Annotated in this window: 16 protein-coding genes; 6 read left to right on the top strand and 10 right to left on the bottom strand. The window is 63.9% G+C overall.

What is annotated here, in order from left to right; translation table 11 throughout:
• The 6 genes from E3O45_RS16315 to E3O45_RS17735 all read left to right on the top strand — a co-directional run bounded on the left by E3O45_RS16315 (nt 1) and on the right by E3O45_RS17735 (nt 7,364).
• Nucleotides 1-810: a pseudouridine synthase gene (locus E3O45_RS16315; protein WP_134444525.1), complete on the top strand. Its 810-nt coding sequence runs from the start codon at nt 1-3 to the stop codon at nt 808-810.
• 27 nt (nt 811-837) lie between these two features.
• Nucleotides 838-1,920 (top strand): prephenate dehydrogenase, encoded by a 1,083-nt coding sequence (locus E3O45_RS16310; protein ID WP_134444510.1) that lies wholly within the window; start codon nt 838-840, stop codon nt 1,918-1,920.
• Nucleotides 1,921-1,923: 3 nt separating this feature from the next.
• Entirely contained in the window at nt 1,924-2,613 is a 690-nt protein-coding gene (gene cmk / locus E3O45_RS16305; protein WP_092452865.1) for a (d)CMP kinase, read from the top strand.
• The gene (der, locus tag E3O45_RS16300) at nt 2,610-4,121 is read left to right on the top strand and encodes a ribosome biogenesis GTPase Der (protein ID WP_092452868.1); all 1,512 of its coding nucleotides are present in this window, start codon (nt 2,610-2,612) and stop codon (nt 4,119-4,121) included. Before cmk ends, der begins: the two co-directional genes overlap by 4 nt.
• Nucleotides 4,122-4,334: 213 nt before the next feature.
• Nucleotides 4,335-5,810 (top strand): hypothetical protein, encoded by a 1,476-nt coding sequence (locus E3O45_RS17740; RefSeq protein WP_194086939.1) that lies wholly within the window; start codon nt 4,335-4,337, stop codon nt 5,808-5,810.
• Between the two features lie 231 nt (nt 5,811-6,041).
• Nucleotides 6,042-7,364 (top strand): hypothetical protein, encoded by a 1,323-nt coding sequence (locus E3O45_RS17735; protein WP_194086940.1) that lies wholly within the window; start codon nt 6,042-6,044, stop codon nt 7,362-7,364.
• A gap of 561 nt (nt 7,365-7,925) precedes the next feature.
• Here E3O45_RS17735 and E3O45_RS16280 read toward each other — a convergent pair.
• The 10 genes from E3O45_RS16280 to E3O45_RS16235 form a co-directional block, all read right to left on the bottom strand.
• The gene (locus E3O45_RS16280; protein ID WP_166789535.1) at nt 7,926-8,522 is read right to left on the bottom strand and encodes a GAF and ANTAR domain-containing protein; all 597 of its coding nucleotides are present in this window, start codon (nt 8,520-8,522) and stop codon (nt 7,926-7,928) included.
• A 135-nt stretch (nt 8,523-8,657) separates the two neighbouring features.
• Nucleotides 8,658-9,752, bottom strand: coding sequence for an SDR family oxidoreductase (locus tag E3O45_RS16275; protein ID WP_134444503.1), 1,095 nt, complete (start codon nt 9,750-9,752; stop codon nt 8,658-8,660).
• A gap of 151 nt (nt 9,753-9,903) precedes the next feature.
• Nucleotides 9,904-10,818 (bottom strand): DUF808 domain-containing protein, encoded by a 915-nt coding sequence (locus E3O45_RS16270; protein WP_134444502.1) that lies wholly within the window; start codon nt 10,816-10,818, stop codon nt 9,904-9,906.
• A gap of 223 nt (nt 10,819-11,041) precedes the next feature.
• Nucleotides 11,042-11,968 (bottom strand): exo-alpha-sialidase, encoded by a 927-nt coding sequence (locus E3O45_RS16265; protein ID WP_134444500.1) that lies wholly within the window; start codon nt 11,966-11,968, stop codon nt 11,042-11,044.
• A 22-nt stretch (nt 11,969-11,990) separates the two neighbouring features.
• Nucleotides 11,991-13,208 (bottom strand): M23 family metallopeptidase, encoded by a 1,218-nt coding sequence (locus E3O45_RS16260; protein WP_134444499.1) that lies wholly within the window; start codon nt 13,206-13,208, stop codon nt 11,991-11,993.
• A 34-nt stretch (nt 13,209-13,242) separates the two neighbouring features.
• Nucleotides 13,243-13,902, bottom strand: coding sequence for a M23 family metallopeptidase (locus E3O45_RS16255; RefSeq protein ID WP_166789534.1), 660 nt, complete (start codon nt 13,900-13,902; stop codon nt 13,243-13,245).
• A gap of 330 nt (nt 13,903-14,232) precedes the next feature.
• A complete protein-coding gene (locus E3O45_RS16250; protein WP_134444495.1) occupies nt 14,233-14,826 on the bottom strand; it encodes a DUF305 domain-containing protein in 594 nt (197 codons plus the stop codon).
• A 93-nt stretch (nt 14,827-14,919) separates the two neighbouring features.
• Nucleotides 14,920-15,363 carry a hypothetical protein gene (locus E3O45_RS16245; RefSeq protein WP_134444493.1) on the bottom strand — a complete coding sequence of 148 codons (444 nt, stop codon included), beginning with the start codon at nt 15,361-15,363 and terminating at the stop codon, nt 14,920-14,922.
• A gap of 153 nt (nt 15,364-15,516) precedes the next feature.
• A complete protein-coding gene (locus E3O45_RS16240; RefSeq protein ID WP_134444491.1) occupies nt 15,517-16,755 on the bottom strand; it encodes an MFS transporter in 1,239 nt (412 codons plus the stop codon).
• Nucleotides 16,748-17,140, bottom strand: coding sequence for a metalloregulator ArsR/SmtB family transcription factor (locus E3O45_RS16235; RefSeq protein WP_134444489.1), 393 nt, complete (start codon nt 17,138-17,140; stop codon nt 16,748-16,750). Before E3O45_RS16235 ends, E3O45_RS16240 begins: the two co-directional genes overlap by 8 nt.
• Between the last annotated feature and the right edge of the window lie 299 nt (nt 17,141-17,439).

Here is a 17,439-nt window from a genome sequence, read left to right as displayed (position 1 = left end):
ATCCCCCAGGACCAGACGCCCCGCGACCCCAACTTCAACCCGGAGGCCGCCGCCGACGGCGTCCGCCTGCAGAAGGTACTGGCCTCGGCCGGCGTCGCCAGCCGCCGCGTCTCCGAAGATCTCATCACCTCCGGTCGCGTGCGGGTGAACGGCAAGGTCGTCACCGAGCTCGGTCGCCGCGTGCACCCTGAAACCGATCAGGTCGCCGTCGACAACGTGGCCGTGCAGCTCGACACCACCCGCCGGTACCTCATGCTCAACAAGCCGGTCGGCGTCGTCTCCTCCATGCAGGACGAGAGCGGCCGCCCCGACCTGCGCGAGTTCACCGACCAGTTCGATGAACGCCTGTTCAACGTGGGCCGGCTCGATGCCCAGACCAGCGGCCTGCTCATTCTCACCAATGACGGCGACCTCGCCCACGTGCTCGCCCACCCCTCCTTCGGTGTCTCCAAGACCTACATCGCCAAGGTGGAGGGCCGCGTCTCGCCGCAGACCATCGGCCAGCTGCAGAGCGGCATCGAACTCGAGGACGGCCCCATTCACGCTGACAAGGCCCGCATTCTGACGAGCCCTCCCGGCGGCGGCTACAGCATGGTCGAGCTGACCCTGCACTCCGGCCGTAACCGCATCGTGCGACGGATGCTCGACGCCGTCGGTCACCCCGTGGTTGATCTGGTGCGTCGCCAGTTCGGGCCGCTGAACCTCGGCACCCTGCAGCAGGGCGCCGTGCGGGAACTCACCCGCGAAGAACTGGGCCAGCTGCTCACAGTGTCCCGCCAGGCGCCGAGCGCGCGCCCTGATGCTAACTAACTCCGCGCGAACTAAGGACTGAAATCCATGGCTGAAAGCCGCCTCGTCGGGCCGGTGCGCATCGTCGGCGTCGGTCTGCTCGGAACCAGCGTCGGCCTCGGCCTGCGTAACCGCAAGATCGAAACGATCCTTAGCGATGCCTCGCCGACCAACCTGCGCATCGCGATCGATTACGGCGCCGGCCGGGCCGCCCAGCCAGACGACGAGCCGCAGTTGATCGTGGTCTGCGTGCCGCCCGACGTCACCGCCGACATCGTCGCCCGCGAACTCCAGGCGTACCCCGGCGCGATCGTGACGGATGTCGCAAGCGTCAAGCTTGCCCCACTGGCCGCGCTGCGCGAGCGTGGCGCCGATATCAGCCGCTACATCGGATCGCATCCGCTGGCCGGTCGGGAGAAGGGCGGCCCGCTCTCCGGCCGCGCCGACTTGTTCATCGGCCGTCCCTGGGTCGTTGCCGCACACGACGCGATCAGCTACCAGCAGGCGGGAGCCATTGACGACCTCATCCTCGACCTCGGCGCTATTTTGGTCGAGATGACGCCCGAGGAACATGATCTCGGCGTCGCCCTGGTCTCGCACGTTCCGCAGGTCATCTCGACCTTGATGGCCCGCCGCCTCACCGGTGCCGCGCACTCCTCGCTGAACCTCGCCGGTCAGGGCCTGCGCGACGTGACCCGCGTCGCAGCGAGCGACCCCGATTTGTGGGTGCAGATTCTCGGCGCCAATGCCGGCCCGGTGCGCGATGTGCTGCTGGCCTACCGCGACGACCTGGACCGGTTCATCGATGCCCTAGAAGACCCCGCCAAGCCGGGGGCGCAGCGTCAGATCGCTGAAGAACTCGGCGGGGGCAACGCCGGAGTGGCCCGACTGCCCGGAAAACACGGCCAGGACCGGCGGTTCTCCTCGATGGTGGTCATGGTCAACGACCAGCCGGGCCAGATCGCGCGCCTGCTCAACGACATCGGCGACCTCGGAGTTAACCTCGAAGACTTACGCTTGGAACACTCGCCGGGCGCCCAAATCGGCCTCGCCGAAATCTCCGTACTGCCCGAGGCCGTCACTCGCCTCACCGAAGAGCTGGCCGCCCGCGGCTGGCGGATTGCTGGTTAACGCATGGCACGTCACGCCCTCCCCACCCTCGTCGCCATCGACGGACCGGCCGGCAGCGGCAAGTCGAGTGTGAGCCGTGCTGCCGCACGCCGCCTCGGCTTCGCCTACCTCGACACCGGCGCCGCTTACCGGGCGCTGGCCTGGCTGGCTCTCGACCGCAACACCGACAGCAGCCAAGCGGATGCCGTCACCGCGCTCCTGAAAGACTTCGACTACTCGATCGGTACCGACCCCGACGAGTATTTCGTGACGGTGGGGGAGACCGACGTGACCGACGCGATCCGCTCACCGGAAGTCAGTGCAGCGGTGAGCGCTGTCGCCCGCGTTCCCGAGGTGCGGGGTGCTCTCACCGAGTTGTTTCGCAGCCTCGCTGCAAACGTGGATCGGCCCGGCGTCGTGGTCGAAGGACGCGACATTACGACCATCGTCGCCCCCGAGGCGGAGGTGCGCATTCTACTCACGGCATCCGAGGAGGCTAGAATGACTAGACGCTCTGCGGAAATAACGACCCAGTCGGCTGAAACCGTGGCAGAACAGCTGCGATCGCGTGATCGCGCTGACTCACAGGTTGTCGATTTCATGAGCGCAGCAGACGGTGTGATAACCGTCGACTCCACCCATCTCGACTTCGAGCAGACCATTGAAGCGGTCATCGACGTCATACACACACGCACGAAGCGGACTTTTGAATGAGTAACGAATACGACGACACGAGCACAGCGCTCGATACCGAGCTGGCGGAACGACTCGCCAATCTCGATGAGGAACTCGCCACCCGGCGTTCCGCCGCGCTGCGCACGGACCTCGACAACTACGACCTCGACGAGGAAGACCTCGACGTACTGCGGGCCGTCACGAACGACCCCGACGCCATCCAGTACCTTCCCGCCGTTCCGGTGATCGCTATCGTCGGCCGCCCGAACGTGGGCAAGTCGGCGCTGGTGAATCGAATCCTCGGCCGCCGCGAAGCCGTTGTGGAGGACACTCCCGGTGTCACGCGCGACCGGGTCGCCTACAAGGGCGAGTGGCACGAACGCAAGTTCAGCCTCGTCGACACCGGCGGCTGGGAGCCAGACGCGAAGGGCATCGACGCTTCCGTCGCCGCTCAGGCCGAGATCGCCATCGACCTGTCCGACCTCGTCATGTTCGTCGTCGACTCCAACGTGGGCCCGACCTCGACCGATGAGGCCGTCGTGCGCATGCTGCGCAAGAGCGGCAAGCCGGTCTTCCTGATTGCCAACAAGGTCGACGACGTGCGCCAGGAACCCGAAGCGGCCAGCCTGTGGTCGCTCGGCCTCGGCCAGCCCTGGCCGGTCTCCGCCCTGCACGGTCGTGGTGTTGCCGACCTGCTCGATGCGATCCTGCTCGTTCTGCCCGAAATCTCCAACGTTGCCAAGCAGGAGGTCGGCGGCCCGCGCCGCGTGGCCATCCTCGGCCGCCCGAACGTCGGAAAGTCCAGCCTGCTCAACAAGGTGGTGGGGGAGGAGCGCGTTGTTGTCAACGAGCTCGCCGGCACAACCCGTGACCCGGTGGACGAGCAGGTTGAACTCGGCGGTAAGGTGTGGCGCTTCGTCGATACCGCCGGCATCCGTCGCCGTGTTCACCTCTCGCAGGGCGCCGACTTCTACGCCTCGCTGCGCACCAGCGCCGCCCTCGAAAAGGCCGAGGTTGCCGTCGTGCTGCTCGACGTGACCGAGGTCATCAGCGAGCAGGACGTGCGCGTCATCGACCTCGTGATCGAGTCGGGCCGTGCGCTCGTGCTCGCCTTCAATAAGTGGGACCAGATCGACGACGACCGTCGCCGCTACCTCGAACGTGAAATCGAGCAGGACCTGGCCCACGTGGCGTGGGCGCCGCGCGTGAACATCTCCGCCAAGACCGGTCGCCACATGGAGAAGCTGGTTCCGGCCCTCGAGCTCGCGCTCGAGTCGTGGGACACCCGCATCGCTACCGGTAAGTTCAACGCCTTCCTCGCCGAGCTTGCCGCAGCCCACCCGCACCCCGTGCGCAGCGGCAAGCAGCCGCGCATTCTGTTCGGCACCCAGGCCTCGAGCCGCCCGCCGACGTTCGTGGTCTTCACCACCGGGTTCCTCGACCCGGGCTACCGTCGCTACATTCAGCGTCGCCTGCGCGAGATCTACGGCTTCGAGGGAAGCCCGATCAACCTCAGCATGCGCGTGCGCGAGAAGCGCAAACGCTAACTTTTTTTGAACGGATGCGGTCGGGCCTGTTTATGCAGGTCCGACCGCATTTTTCGTATCCGCCGGGCATCGTTATGAAGTTGGAATGTTCCGGGTCGATTTGTGTCTTCGGATATTCTGAGCCAAGCTCAAGTCTTACCCTAATGGCTCCCAACAGCCGACCACCTGCACGTACCGAACTTGTGCGCGACCCGGAATATACATAACGAGCCCATGGCATATAAAGAAGCCCGCACGTCCAAAATCGACCACAACTCAACCGGTACCCCTCAACACCTCGCCGTAAGTAGCTCGCCCCGGGCTCGACGATTGGCTGTTTGGGCGGCACTTGCTGCCTCGACGATCGCCCTCTCGGGGCTCGCTGCTGTTCCGGCTATCGCCGAAGTAGGCGGTGCCGACCGAAGCGGTGCCGACCGAAGCGCTGCCGACTCGATGAGCCCGTCCATCGTTGTCCCGGCCGGCGAAAGTGTCACCACCCGATTGGGCAATGTACCTACCGGCCTGAGCTCCATCGAGGTGGAATACTCCACATCGAACGATGGAGTGCCCACCCAGGTCGAAATTTCTGTCGGCCCCGAGAACACCCAAACCTATTCATTCACCGCTCCGACCGGCACGAGCGCTACGGCCACCATCACGGTTCCCGTGACGGATAAGACCGACGGCACGATCACCGCGAGCAGTAGCGCCTCGACAGTGTCGCTGAATCTCGCCCTCGTCGGTTTCGAACGCGGCGAGGCTGGTCGCGCGCCCACGCCCAGTCCCGTGCTGGCACCAGCTCCGAAGCCGTCGCCGTCGCCGTCGCCGGCTCCCGAGCCCACCCCGGCTCCCGAGCCGACTCCGACGCCCGAGCCCACCCCGGCCCCCGAGCCGACTCCGACTCCGACGCCGGCTCCCGAGCCCACCCCGTCGCGTGGCGGTATGCCCGGTAAGTCCAACACCGGCGTTCCTGCCGGTACCGCGCTCACCGTGCACAACGATGACATCACTGTCACCAAGGCCGGCACAGTGCTCGATGGCCTCGACATTCGTGGTCTGGTCAAAATTGAGGCCGCGAACGTCACCATTAAGAACTCCATCATCCGTGGTCGCGAATTGAACGGCATCGGAGCGCTGATCAATAACCTCGGCGGCTTCAGCAACCTCGTGATTGTCGATACCGAGCTGCGCCCCTCCATCGCGTCGTCCGACGCCATGGGCATCTACGGCTACAACTTCACCGCGACCCGGTTGAACATCAACAATGTGATCGACGGAATCCACGTCACCGGCAGCAACGTCGTGATCAAGGACAGCTGGATCCACGACAACCTGCACTACCGGAACGACCCGAATCACGGCGGTACGCCGAGTCACGACGACTCGATCCAAATCCAGGTCGGCAGTAATATCAGCGTCACCGGCAATCGCCTGACCGATGCGTACAGCGCTGCGGTGCAGATCACGCAGGACCGTGGACGGGTCGCCAACTTCTCGTACACGGACAACTACGCTGACGGCGGGCACTGCACCGTGAATATCGCCGAAAAGGACTATGGGCCTCTCCAGGGTACGACGATCACCGACAACGAGTTCGGCCGCGACACCAGTCTGAATAATTGTGCTGTCATCGCGCAGACCTCGACGAAGATCGACTTCGCTCGTAACTACTTCACCGACGGCAGCCCGGTGAAAATTTCCAAGGGGTAATTCTCAAAAATCCTTAAACGGATGCGGCCGGACCTGTTAACGCAGGTCCGGCCGCTTTTTTCTGTCCAAATTTTGCAAAGTGTCTACCCCTGAACGAGGGGTGAAACTGAGAAAGTGATGTGATCGCTTGTAGCATTGCCCATTGTGGGTAATGCTCATCTTACTCATCAAGGCCTCCTACAGCCTCTCACTCGCACCTCCCGATTCTGTGCACTAGACGAAATGTGAACCATGTCCTCCACTGCTTTCGCTTCGCGTTCTACCCCTCGACCTTCTCGCCGACTCGCCCTCATTGCCGCGGCCGGCGCCTTCGCCGTCGCGTTCAGCGGCGTCGCCGTTGTGCCGGCCAGCGCCGCCGTCAACACCGTCACGGTCGCCGTGCCGGCCGGTAGCAAGGTCTCGAGCGACCTCGGTACCATTCCGGCCGACGCCGCTTCCGTTGACGTCATGTTCGATACCACCGCTGCCGCCCGCACGGACATCAAGGTTCTGGTCGGCCCGGAGTACACGCAGCGCTACTACTTCACCGCTCCGGTCGGTGATGGCCCCGAGCGCACCTACACGGTTCCGGTCACCAGCAAGTCAGACGGAACCATTGTCGTCGCCAGCAGCGTCGCCAACGTCAAGGTCGAGATGACCGTCGTCGGCTACACCAAGAAGGTCGTTCCGGCACCGACTCCGGCTCCCGCACCGACTCCGGCTCCCGCTCCCGCCCCGGCTCCCGCACCTGCCCCGGTACCTGCGCCCACTCCGGCACCGGCTCCGACCGCGGTGCCCACCGGTACTATGCTGAATGGCACAAATACCGGTGTTCCCGCCGGTACCGTGCTCAAGGTCGTCAACGGTGACATCACCGTCACCGTCCCCGGTACCGTGCTCAACGGCCTCGATATTCGCGGTCTGGTCAAGATCAACGCCGCCAACGTCACGATCAAGAACTCGATCATTCGTGGTCGTGCCGACAAGCCCGGCGTACTCATCAACAACCTGGGTGGCTTCAGTAACCTGGTCGTGACCGACACTGAAATCTTTCCCACCGTCATGTCGAACAATAACCACGGGATCTACGGTTATAACCTCACCGCGACCCGCCTGAACATTCACAACGTGATCGACGGCATCCACATCACCGGCAGCAACGTGACCGTGCAGAACTCCTGGATCCACGACCACGCACACTACGCGCAGGACCCGAACCACGGCGGAACGCCCAGCCACGACGACGGCATCCAGGTTCAGGTCGGCAACAACATCAAGGTCAACGGCAACCGTCTGACGGGCGCTTACAGCGCCGCCGTGCAGGTCACCCAGGACCGCGGAAAGGTCTCCAACTTCAGCTTCACCAACAACTACGCCGACGGCGGACACTGCACGGTGAACATCGCCCAGAAGACCTACGGCCCCCTGGTCGGCACCGTCATCAAGGACAACACGTTCGGCCGTGACACCGACAACTTCAACTGCGGCATCATCTCGTCGACCACGACCATCATCGACCACGCCCGCAACTTCTTCACCGACGGCACCGCCGTCACCATCCGCAAGGGTGCCTAAGCCGCGGCACTCCCCACCCAGCTAGCTCCTACCAAGAATTCCCTCGCAGGAAACCAGGCGGGCCCCACGTGCGCAGCACGCGGGGCCCGCTTTTTTGCATATCCAGCGCGCCGAGTCAGGCGCCGCGCCGCGGCGGACCCGGTCCTGGTCCCGCCCGATCACCGCAGGCCAGCCGCAGCACTGCGCGCCTCGCTGACAAACGCGACACCACCTCGAACCCGGCCGCCTCGAACAGCGAGAGTGACCCTTGGTAGAGCTCCGCCGCCGACACCGTGGCCTTCGCCGTCACATCCACCGGGTAGCCTTCGAGCACCCGCGCCCCCAGTGATCGTGCCTGCTCCACGGCCGCACGCTCCCACGCTCCCACGCTCCCACGAGCCCACGAGCCCACGAGCCCACGAGGACGAATGGACCCGGCAGCTGCTCGTGTTCCTGGCGAANACGAGGACGAATGGACCCGGCAGCTGCTCGTGTTCCTGGCGAAGTAGCTGAACCCAGGAGCGCCCGTCACTGACACGTGAAAAGCCCGCGTCGGCTAGCCGATCTCAGGACTTGATTCCTCTAGATCATCACGACGGTGTTGATCACGTTTGTGGCACTCCGGTGCATCGGCTCCTGGTGCGCACGGGCATGCTCGCGGAGGCGCTTGAAGGCTTCATCCATATGGATGTTGTTGCGGGCAGCGATGACGCCTTTGGCCGGCTCGATGAAAACCCGGCTGGTGAGTGCACGCTGCAATTGCGCATTCACCGTGGCATTTTTTCGAGCCGAGCGTTCGTGAAGGAGACTGATGGTCGCGACGTCTGCCAGTGCCTGCCCGATTGTGGAGTCTTCACTACTCAGGGCGCCTATTCGCGTTCGAAACAGATTCAGTGCTCCGATGGTGTTGGGACGAAAGCGCAGGGGGATGGCATCCACGGAGTGGAAACCCAGCGACAGTGCCGCCTGAAAATTGGGGTACCGACATCCGTCCGCCGCAATATTGCTCAGCGTGACGACCGCGCCGGACCGATAGGCGTCGACGCAAGGACCTGCCCCGGCCTGGTGGTGGAGTACCTCCACGAGGTGGCTCTCCTTACTCGTAGCTGCAGACCTGCAGGTTGCCGTTTGAATCAGCCAGTAGAAGGCCCGCCGCGGTGGCGTCGAGCAACACCACACATTGATCGATCAGAGTGCGCAAGAGACGCTGATGACTGATTGCACGACCAGAGTTCGAGGCACCAACCGGAGGAGGCGCCGACTTCAAGGCCCACAACGACCGCGAAAGTCGATCGACCTATTCCCCGCGAGAGATCAGGCTGCGGAGCCAGGTATGAGCTTCTCGGCACGATAGCGGTCGAATAGGGATGTGAAGGAGTCGATCGTGCGGTGGTGCGGGGTGAAGCCTGCGAGGCGGCTCTTGGTGATGTCGGTGAACACTTCGATGGTGCGGCCGAGGTCGGCGTCGGTGTGCCACCAGGACGCGATGCGCCCCAGATCGGACTCGACGAGGCCGTGTGCGGTGGCGACGTCGGCCCAGACCGGCTCCATGCCGGCCATTTGCACCTCGAGGGGACGCGGCTCGTTCACGAAACCTTCCGGATCGACGTCAAAGTAGGCGGCGATCTTCGGCCACATCGCGCGCCAGCGAAAGACATCGCCGTTGACCACGTTGAATGCTTCGTTGGCGCCGGCATCCGTTGTCGCGGCCCACACCATCTGCTCGGCGAGGATGGTCGCGTCGGTCATGTCGGTGACGCCGTTCCACTGGGTCTCGCTGCCGGGGAACACAAAGGGAATGCTGAGGTGCTTGCACAGGGATGCCTGCGCGGCGAGGGTGAGTCCCATGTTCATGAGGTTGCCGACGGCATGGCCGATCACGGTGTGCGAGCGGTGCACCGACCAGGTAAACCCTTGGCGAGCGGATGCCGCGAACAGCTCGTCTTCCTGCGCGTAGTAGAAGTTCGCCACGTTGAGGCGCGGTTCGTCTTCATGAAAGGGGGTGTCGGGCATAGTGCCCTGTCCGTAGGCCTCGAACGGGCCGAGGTAGTGCTTGAGCCCGGTGACGAGGGCGACGTGGCGCACCGGCGCGTGGGCGAGTGCGGCGAGGAGGTCGCGCACCATGCCGGCGTTCACCTCGATGTTGAGTTCCTCGGTGTCCTGACGTGACCAGGCGGTGAAGAAGACCTGTTCGGGGTTCTCGTCGGCCAGTGCGCGCTTCAGGTCGGCGGGGGACCGCAGGTCGGCTTGGATCCAGCGCACGCCGGGCAGGTCACGGCCGACGCGGCGGGCCAGGGCGAGAACCTGCCAGCCCTGGGCGGAGAGCTGGTCGACGACGGCGGATCCGGTGATGCCGGAAGCTCCGACGACGAGGGCGGTGCGGGTGTGGGGCTCGGGTGAAATAGTCATTATTTTGTGTAACCGTGTGGTGTGGGAGGTATTCCTCACGCCATGGCAGCCCAGTTTGGGGACGACGTTGCCGGACCGGAGGCGGGGCCACGACCGCCGCCGGCGGGCATCCGTTTCTGAGGTGAGGCAGGCAACTACGTTGACGCGTCACCTAGACACGCGGCGCTGGGTGTTCCTCCGCGACGACGTCTGGCCTGTTTCGCTTGAGCATGCCCGATATTTTGAACACGATCCCGACGATGATCAGGCCAAGGATCAGGCCGAACACGGCCGACATCGCGGTGTCGGTGACCCAGACGACGATGGGGCCGGCAGCTACGATGACGTTCGTGACGGTGTGCAAGACGTCATAGGGGCCGTGCCAGAAAGTCTCGGCGAGGTTGACGATCACCAAATGGCCGCCAACCCACAGCATTGCGACCGTACCGATGATTCCGATCATTCGGAACACAGCGGGCATGGAGGCCACGATGCGCGCGCCGGTGCGTCGTACCCGCCGTGCGGGGTTTTTCATCAGTGACAGGCCGATGTCGTCGATCTTAACTAAGAGCGCGACCGCGCCGTAGACGAGCACGGTCATGCCGAGGCCGATCACCACCAACGCGCCGAGCGTCATCCAGATGCCGAAATCGGGGTCGAGGCTGGCCAGCGCGATCAGCATGATCTCGGTGCTGAGGATGAGGTCGGTGCGAATGGCGCCGAAAATGAGTTTGCGCTCATCCCGTGATTCGGTCTCGTCGGTGGCGTGATGCGCGCCGAACCATTCGGTGACTTTCTCCGCGCCCTCGAAGCACAGGTAGGTGCCGCCGAGGATGAGCAGCCAGGGCAACACCCAGGGCGCGAATGCGGACAGGAGCAACGCGAGCGGGATGATGATGACGAACTTGTTGAACAGACTGCCGAGGGCGATGCGCCAGACGACGTGCAGCTCGCGCGCGGGCGATAGCCCCTGAACATATTGCGGGGTGACGGCTGCGTCGTCGATGACGACACCGGCAGTCTTCGCGCTCGCTTTGAGTGCGGCGGTGAGTATGTCATCGACGACGGCAAGCAGGCCGACCGACATGTGGTTCTCCTTGGCTGGGGGCGCCCACGTGAAGGGCACCGGCAATGAAGTCCAGAGTACCGTGGGGGAGGTGGGTGCGAGCCGTGGCAATTCGGCATCCGCTCTTAAAATGCGGAGGATGCTCCGCACGGAGTGACCGTTTCGCACAAGGCCGAGTGGAACCGGCACGTGCTTGCGTTTGAAATCGTCGAATGTGATCCGAACGCGCACGGTGCTGCGCATGCTAACTGGACAGCGATACCAGCGCGGTCCAGGTTTTCCCGAAGTCGTCGCTGGCGGCGATGCCGGTGACGTCTGCGACGAGGATCCAGGGCGAGGAGCCGCCGACGACGGCGAACGCTTCGGGGGCACGTCCGGTCGTTCCGGTTTGCGTCCACGTCTCGCCGTCCAGGCGCCAAACTGCGCCGCTGGGATCCAGACCGACCAATCCTCCGCCTGCGTTGGCGTCGACGGTGTCCAGCAGGAGCAGCACGGGGGCGCCAGGCATCGCGCTGAAGGTGCGACCCACGTCGGTGCTCAGCATGACGCCTTCGGCGGTCGTGGCGTAGAGCCGTTCGGCCTGAGACGGATCCGCGCTCAGGTCGCGGAGTGCAAGGTTCGCTCCCGCTGTCCAGGTGAGGCCGGAGTCGTCACTGATAGAAATGTTCCCGGCGCCCGCGTCGTACCCGTAGACGCGCAGGGTGCCGTCGTCGAGGGGGACGGCATCCAGATCGTGAAAATCAGTCTTGCCCGCCAGCGACAGGGCCGTCCAGGATGAGGCGCCGTCCGTGCTGGAGATGAGCCCCAGGTTGGGGAGCGCCAGGTCGCTGGGTTCGCTTGGATCTGGGTGACCAGACGCCAACAACTGCCCGGGCGCGGCCACGGTGAAACCCATCGTGTCCTGTGCAAGGCCGGCGATCTGTATCGGCTGGGTCGTGTCGGCTCGTGGCGCTCCGGCCAGATAAGTGTCAGGCAGCATGCCGGTCGGAATGAGCCACACTCCCTGGTGGGTGGCCGCGTAGGTGTCTCCGGTCAGGGGATCGGCGCCGAGGCCATGCACGTGCTCGACAGCGTTCGCCGTCGAGTTGGTGCTGGGCGTCGAATCCAGATTATTGGTGGAACACCCCGTAAGGATGATCAGGCCGACGAGCGATACCGACAGGGCCGGCATTCGGCATTGTGATCGGTTGAATTTAACCAAGAGTGACTCCGCGAGTGCTCATGAAGGGTTGTGGATTGACGCGGGCACCATTGACGCGTGTTTCAAAGTGCACGTGACAGCCGCTGGACGCACCCGTCGTTCCGACGAGAGCGATGGTGGCGCCTGCGGAAACCTGTTGCCCGGTGCTGACGAGCAGGGAGCTGTTGTGCGCGTAACCGGTTTGGGTTCCGTCACCGTGGTCGATGAGGACCCAGTTGCCGTAGGAGCCCAGCCAGCCGGCGTAGCTGACTGTTCCAGCGGATGCTGCCGACACGTTCTGCCCGCAGCCCGCGGCTATGTCGGTTCCATAGTGGAACGCACCGACTCCCGCCACTGGTTTATTGGGTCGAGCCCCATACGCTGAGCTAATCCAGCCTGACACGGGTAAGGTCCAGCCCTGTCCGTTGGGCGTGCTGCTGCCGCCCGCAGGCCTGCTCGCTGCTGCGGCCGCCGAAGCGGCGGCCGCAGCAGCCTGGGCGGCGCGCGCTTTCGCGGCGGCAGCTTCGGCTGCCCGTCGGATTTCTTCGCCCGCAGCGTAGTCGGCTTCCGTCGCGGCGCGATCCTCGGTCAGAACTGCTAGCTGCGCCTGTAGAGTTGCGGCAATTTCCTGCTGGTCGGCCAGTGCCGTCTCCACCCGGATGCTCGCGGCCATCGCGTCGGCCAACGCGGTTTCAGCCGTCTTGGCTAGCGCGCCGAGCGTCTGCTGTGCGATCTGGGCCTGATCCGTGAGCGATCTGGCGGAGTTTTCGTCGGCGGCGGCGGACTCATAGACCACGCTCATCCGCTCGGTCAGCTTGCTCATGGAGCCAAGCTGATTCAAAAGGTCGCTGGCGCTGGGCCCGTCTAAAAACAGCGACAACGACAGGTCGCTGTTTCCCGACCGAGCGAGCATGGCCGCCAGCCGTCCGGCCTGTTCGCCCGAGATGGCGGCGGCGGCCGAAGCCGCGTTGGCCTGGTCCCGCAAATTCGTTGCTCGCAAGGTCGCATCGTCGAATGCGTTTTGCGCGGCCTCGTAGCTGGCCGCGCGACGAGATGCTTCGGCACGCGCAGCATCCACTTCGGCGGTGAGGCCTGCGATCAGCCCGGTCAACTCCGTGACCTGCGCTTGTTTACCAGCTTCGGACGAACGTGCGGTTTCCACATCGGACCAGCTCGGGTACTCGGCTGCGCCGGCAGGCACCGCGACCAGAAGGAGCGACAGAACCGTCACTGCTCCGAGAGCGAACCGAGCGCCAGCCCTGCGCCTAGCCAAGTGACACCCCTCGGGTGCTCATGAATATTTCCGCGTCGATGCGTTCACCGTCGACGCGGGTTTCGAAGTGCACGTGGCAGCCGCTGGATGCACCTGTTGATCCCACGATCGCGATGATTTCACCGGCCACGACCAGTTGACCGGCGTCGACGAGGAGCTGACTGTTGTGGGCATATCCCGTCTCGACGCCGTTGCCGTGGTCGATGAGAATCCAGTTGCCATAGGAACCCTGATAGCCCGAGGTGACAACTTTGCCTCCGGTGGCCGCGAAGACGGGCTGGCCGCAGGGTGCGGCTATGTCGGTTCCGTTGTGGAAGTCGCCGACACCATCAACGGGTTTGTTCGGGCGAGAACCGAAGGGGCTCGATATTCGGCCCAGAACTGGTAGAGCCCAGCCTTGGTCGCTGAGCTGGCCCGGACTTAAGCTGGCCCATTCCCCATTGCTGGCGACTTGGGTGTACGAGGCCGGTTCGGGTGCTTCCGTAATGGTGTATCCGTCACGTTCAATAAGAACGGATGCCGTCCCTTCCGCACTGAGGCTTTGTAGCTCGTCCGCCGGGGCGGCGCTCGCAGCAGCGGCTTGCGGTGATTCTGTATTGACCGCCAGCGCGGGCAGGGACGTGCTGATTGCGAAGAGAGCGATCATCGCCATGGCGCTTCCGGCCGCAGCGCGCTGGCGCAGCGGGATCGAACGGGGTACAACTTTCGCCGCTGGCGCAGTTTTCCAGGGGTCAGAGCGACCCGCGCGCAGCATGCTCTCCATGGCGCGCAAATCGCGTCGTGACATTGGTGGAATGGCGCCGGGAAGGCGGGGCGCTGTGGCGACGTGACCGGTGTTATCCACGTAGTACCGTCCCCGCGACGCGCAGCAGAGAAAGAATTTGACGGCAATGCATACTTGTGTCCTTGCAGGTCATTCAGAAAACGAACGGTGGGTTCCACCGGCGGGTCCTCCAGAGAAGGACCCGCCGGACGTGCCGCTCTAGAGCGAAGCGAGAAGCTTAGCCATTTCGTCGATTTCGGCAGTCTGCGTCTTGACGATGTTGGCGGCCATCGCCTGTGCATCCGCATTCTCCCCATCATCAATTTCGAGCTGCGCCATTGCGACAGCGCCTTCATGATGCACCGTCATTTGTTCCAGGAACAGGGTGCTGGCCTCTACCCCAGAGGCATCCTGCAGAGCCATCATGTCGTCGTCGGACATCATCCCGTCAGAGCCGCCGCCCATGCCGCCCATGCCCGACATGCCGTTTTCATCCTCGCCCCATGCCGTCAACCAGTCTTTCAGCTGCGTGATCTCCGGTTCCTGAGCGGCCTTGATCTCCGTCGCGAGGTCGATCACGCTTTCATCAATACCGTCCTTGGCAAGGAGGTCATCGCTCATTTGAACGGCCTGCTCGTGATGGGGGATCATCATCTGCGCAAAGGTCACGTCGGCGGAATTAAACGCCGCTGTGCTTTGACTGGCGGAGGGGGCTGCTGAATCGGTGGCGGGACTGCCGCCAGCGCATGAGCTGAGGGTGAGAGTGGCCGCGAGGGCCACAGCCGCATACAGAAAAGTTCGTGGTTTAAACATTGTTCATCCATTCGTCGTAGGCAGTAGAAACCGAGTGGCCGCAAGCACGGCAAAGCTCCGAAGCCACGTGCTGGCTCGGAACTACATCACGGTCTAAACGCGACAGATGGAGAGAAGAGTGAGGCTTGGGCGCTGAACCGGCAGGACGATGGTGCGCCAGGAGTTCGGGAGGATGCTGCCGGCGTCGAGCAGGCGCCGATAGGTGGCCGGAAGCCGAGTCAGGAACACCAGGGCGACGAGCGTGAGGAGCAGAACGCAGGTCATCGCGAGCAGGGCGCAATCAAGCATCCCGCCCAGGCTCCCCACCGAGATCGAAGCAACGACGGGAGCAGCCATGACAGCACCCATTCCCATCACCGAAGATTGTTGCTCAGACACAATCGATGAAGCAGCGGGCGGCGTATGCATGGCATGCCCGGTGGCCTCGGAATGGATGGCGAAAACGGCGAAAAGCAGCGCGGCGAGAGCGAGCAAGGCGACGAAAGGCGACAAAGAGACGGGTGCAGAGATCCGTTGTGCCGCGCGATCCCGTGTCATTTCACCTACTTCATTACCTACAGCCAAGATTGAACTGCCAATGTCTTCCCTCGCAGAATACCCCACGGCGCGCTGTGAATCCTGAATGCCAGTCGCACGCGCGCACAACTGCGGGCGGTGACGGCGCTTTCTGCGGACGGCACGGGCAACGCTTCAGGCAGCCACCGTTGATTCCACCTGTGCCAGAGGTGTCGTCGGAGCGGTCCACGTCCGAAGCGCAATAAGGCCGGCGAGTATCCCTATGCCGGCGAGCACCCCTGCAGTCGGTGCTAGACCGAGCACGGCACCGAGTATCCCGGCGAGAGGATAGGTGACGATGAAGCAGGCGTGCGAGAGGGAGAACTGTGCGGCAAAGACGGCCGGCCGATTCGTTTCGTCGGACGAGCGGCGCAACAGCCGTGCCGACGGCGTCAGGATAGACGAGGTCGCGGCACCGAGCACGAACCAGATCACGAGGAGGCCAGACCAAGTTAAAGGTGTTGCCGGCGCGACAACAATGCCGGCTAGGGATAGAAGCCCGACGGGTAGCACCGCACAGCCGAGCAGCATGACGTTTCGGTCGTCAAAGCGCTCGAGTACCCGTGGAAGCGCGAGCGCGACGAGCATGGACCCGAATCCGTAGCAGGCCAGAGCGAGGGCGAAGTCAGACTGAGCGCGGCCGAAGTGGCTTTGCACGAGTACGACGGTGTTCACAATGACCATGCCGGTTGACGTCGCGACGACCATGTTCATGGCGAGCAGCGCGCGCAATTCCGGTGTGCGCCAGAAGACGCGTACGCCGCGGGTGAGGCGGTCCAGAAATGGTGTTGGAGTGGCGACCCGGTGCGTAGGCAGGGTGGCTGTGAGCACGAGCAGCGCAGAACCCACGAATCCGACGACAGTCCCCACGAAGAGAGAATGGTAACTGATCACGGTCAACAGGGCGGCGGCCAGGATGGGGCTCAGAAGCGATTCGAGGTCGTAAGCCAGTCGCGACAGCGACAATGCCCGGGTGTATTCACCTTCATCCGGAAGCACAGCCGGAATCAGCGCTTGGAATGCCGGGGTGAAGGTTGCGGAGGCGGCTTGCAGCACGAAGATGAGCACGTAGATCTGCCAGGCCTCGGTGACGAACGGCAGCGAGAGCGCGACGATGGCGCGCAGCACATCAGCTGACACCAGCAGCATCTTGCGCGGCACGTGCGCCGTCAGGGCGGAGATCACCGGGGCGATACCGACATAGGCGAGCATTTTGATGGTCAGCGCGATGCCGAGCACGATGCCGGCATCGCCGCCGGCCAGGTCGAAGGCGAGCAGGCCCAATGCCACGGTGAGCAGTCCGGTACCGATCAGCGCCACAATTTGCGCGCTGAACAATCGGCGGTACGTGCGGTTTCGCAGAACCTCAAGCATGAGCGCTCCCGTCGACTGCTTCGGTAGCCCGTTCAAGCGGATGCCGGTGGTGTGCCGGTGTGCCCTCGACGGCATGCTCGGCCTGGAAAATCGCATCCGCAACGAGCTGGCGGGCATGCTCATTGGCCAGACGGTAGAACACCCGCGTGCCCTCGCGGCGGGTCGCCACGATGCGCCCGAGCCGGAGCTTCGCGAGGTGCTGGGAGACTGCAGCTTGAGACTTGTCGACTGTCTCGGCGAGCTGGTTGACCGACAGCTCTGTGTCGCGGAGGGCCAGAATGATGCGAATTCGCGTAGCGTCGGCGAGCATGGCGAAGACCTCCACGGCCAGCTCGACGTACTCCCCATCCGAATCAAGCGTGCACGTCTTCTTATCTGCATTCATATGCAGATTCTTGCACATGCATCCTGTGTTGCGATAGAGGCGCTGGACCGGGTGAGATCGGTGGTCCAACCCGCGAGCGAGACGCTGGCGGCCAGCTATGGCCTTGGTTGGCGGGCCCGTCGCGGCGCGTGTCAGCGGTCATGAGAACGATGGCCCGCAACCCGGTCCTTAACACTTCCCCTACAGGGTCTCTTAGCCTCAATACCGTTCAGTTAAGCATCTCCGTGTTACGTTGTGGGTATGGCGCGTACAGGGTGGGTGAAGCCGGTCTCTGACCGTCGGTTGTCGGATTTGGTGTC

It is taken from the genome of Cryobacterium sp. TMS1-20-1, from assembly GCF_004402355.1.
In the GTDB taxonomy this organism is placed as follows: Bacteria; Actinomycetota; Actinomycetes; order Actinomycetales; family Microbacteriaceae; genus Cryobacterium; species Cryobacterium levicorallinum.
The sequence above is the reverse complement of the archived record's forward strand: the minus strand, read 5'-3'. Positions and strand labels throughout refer to the sequence as shown.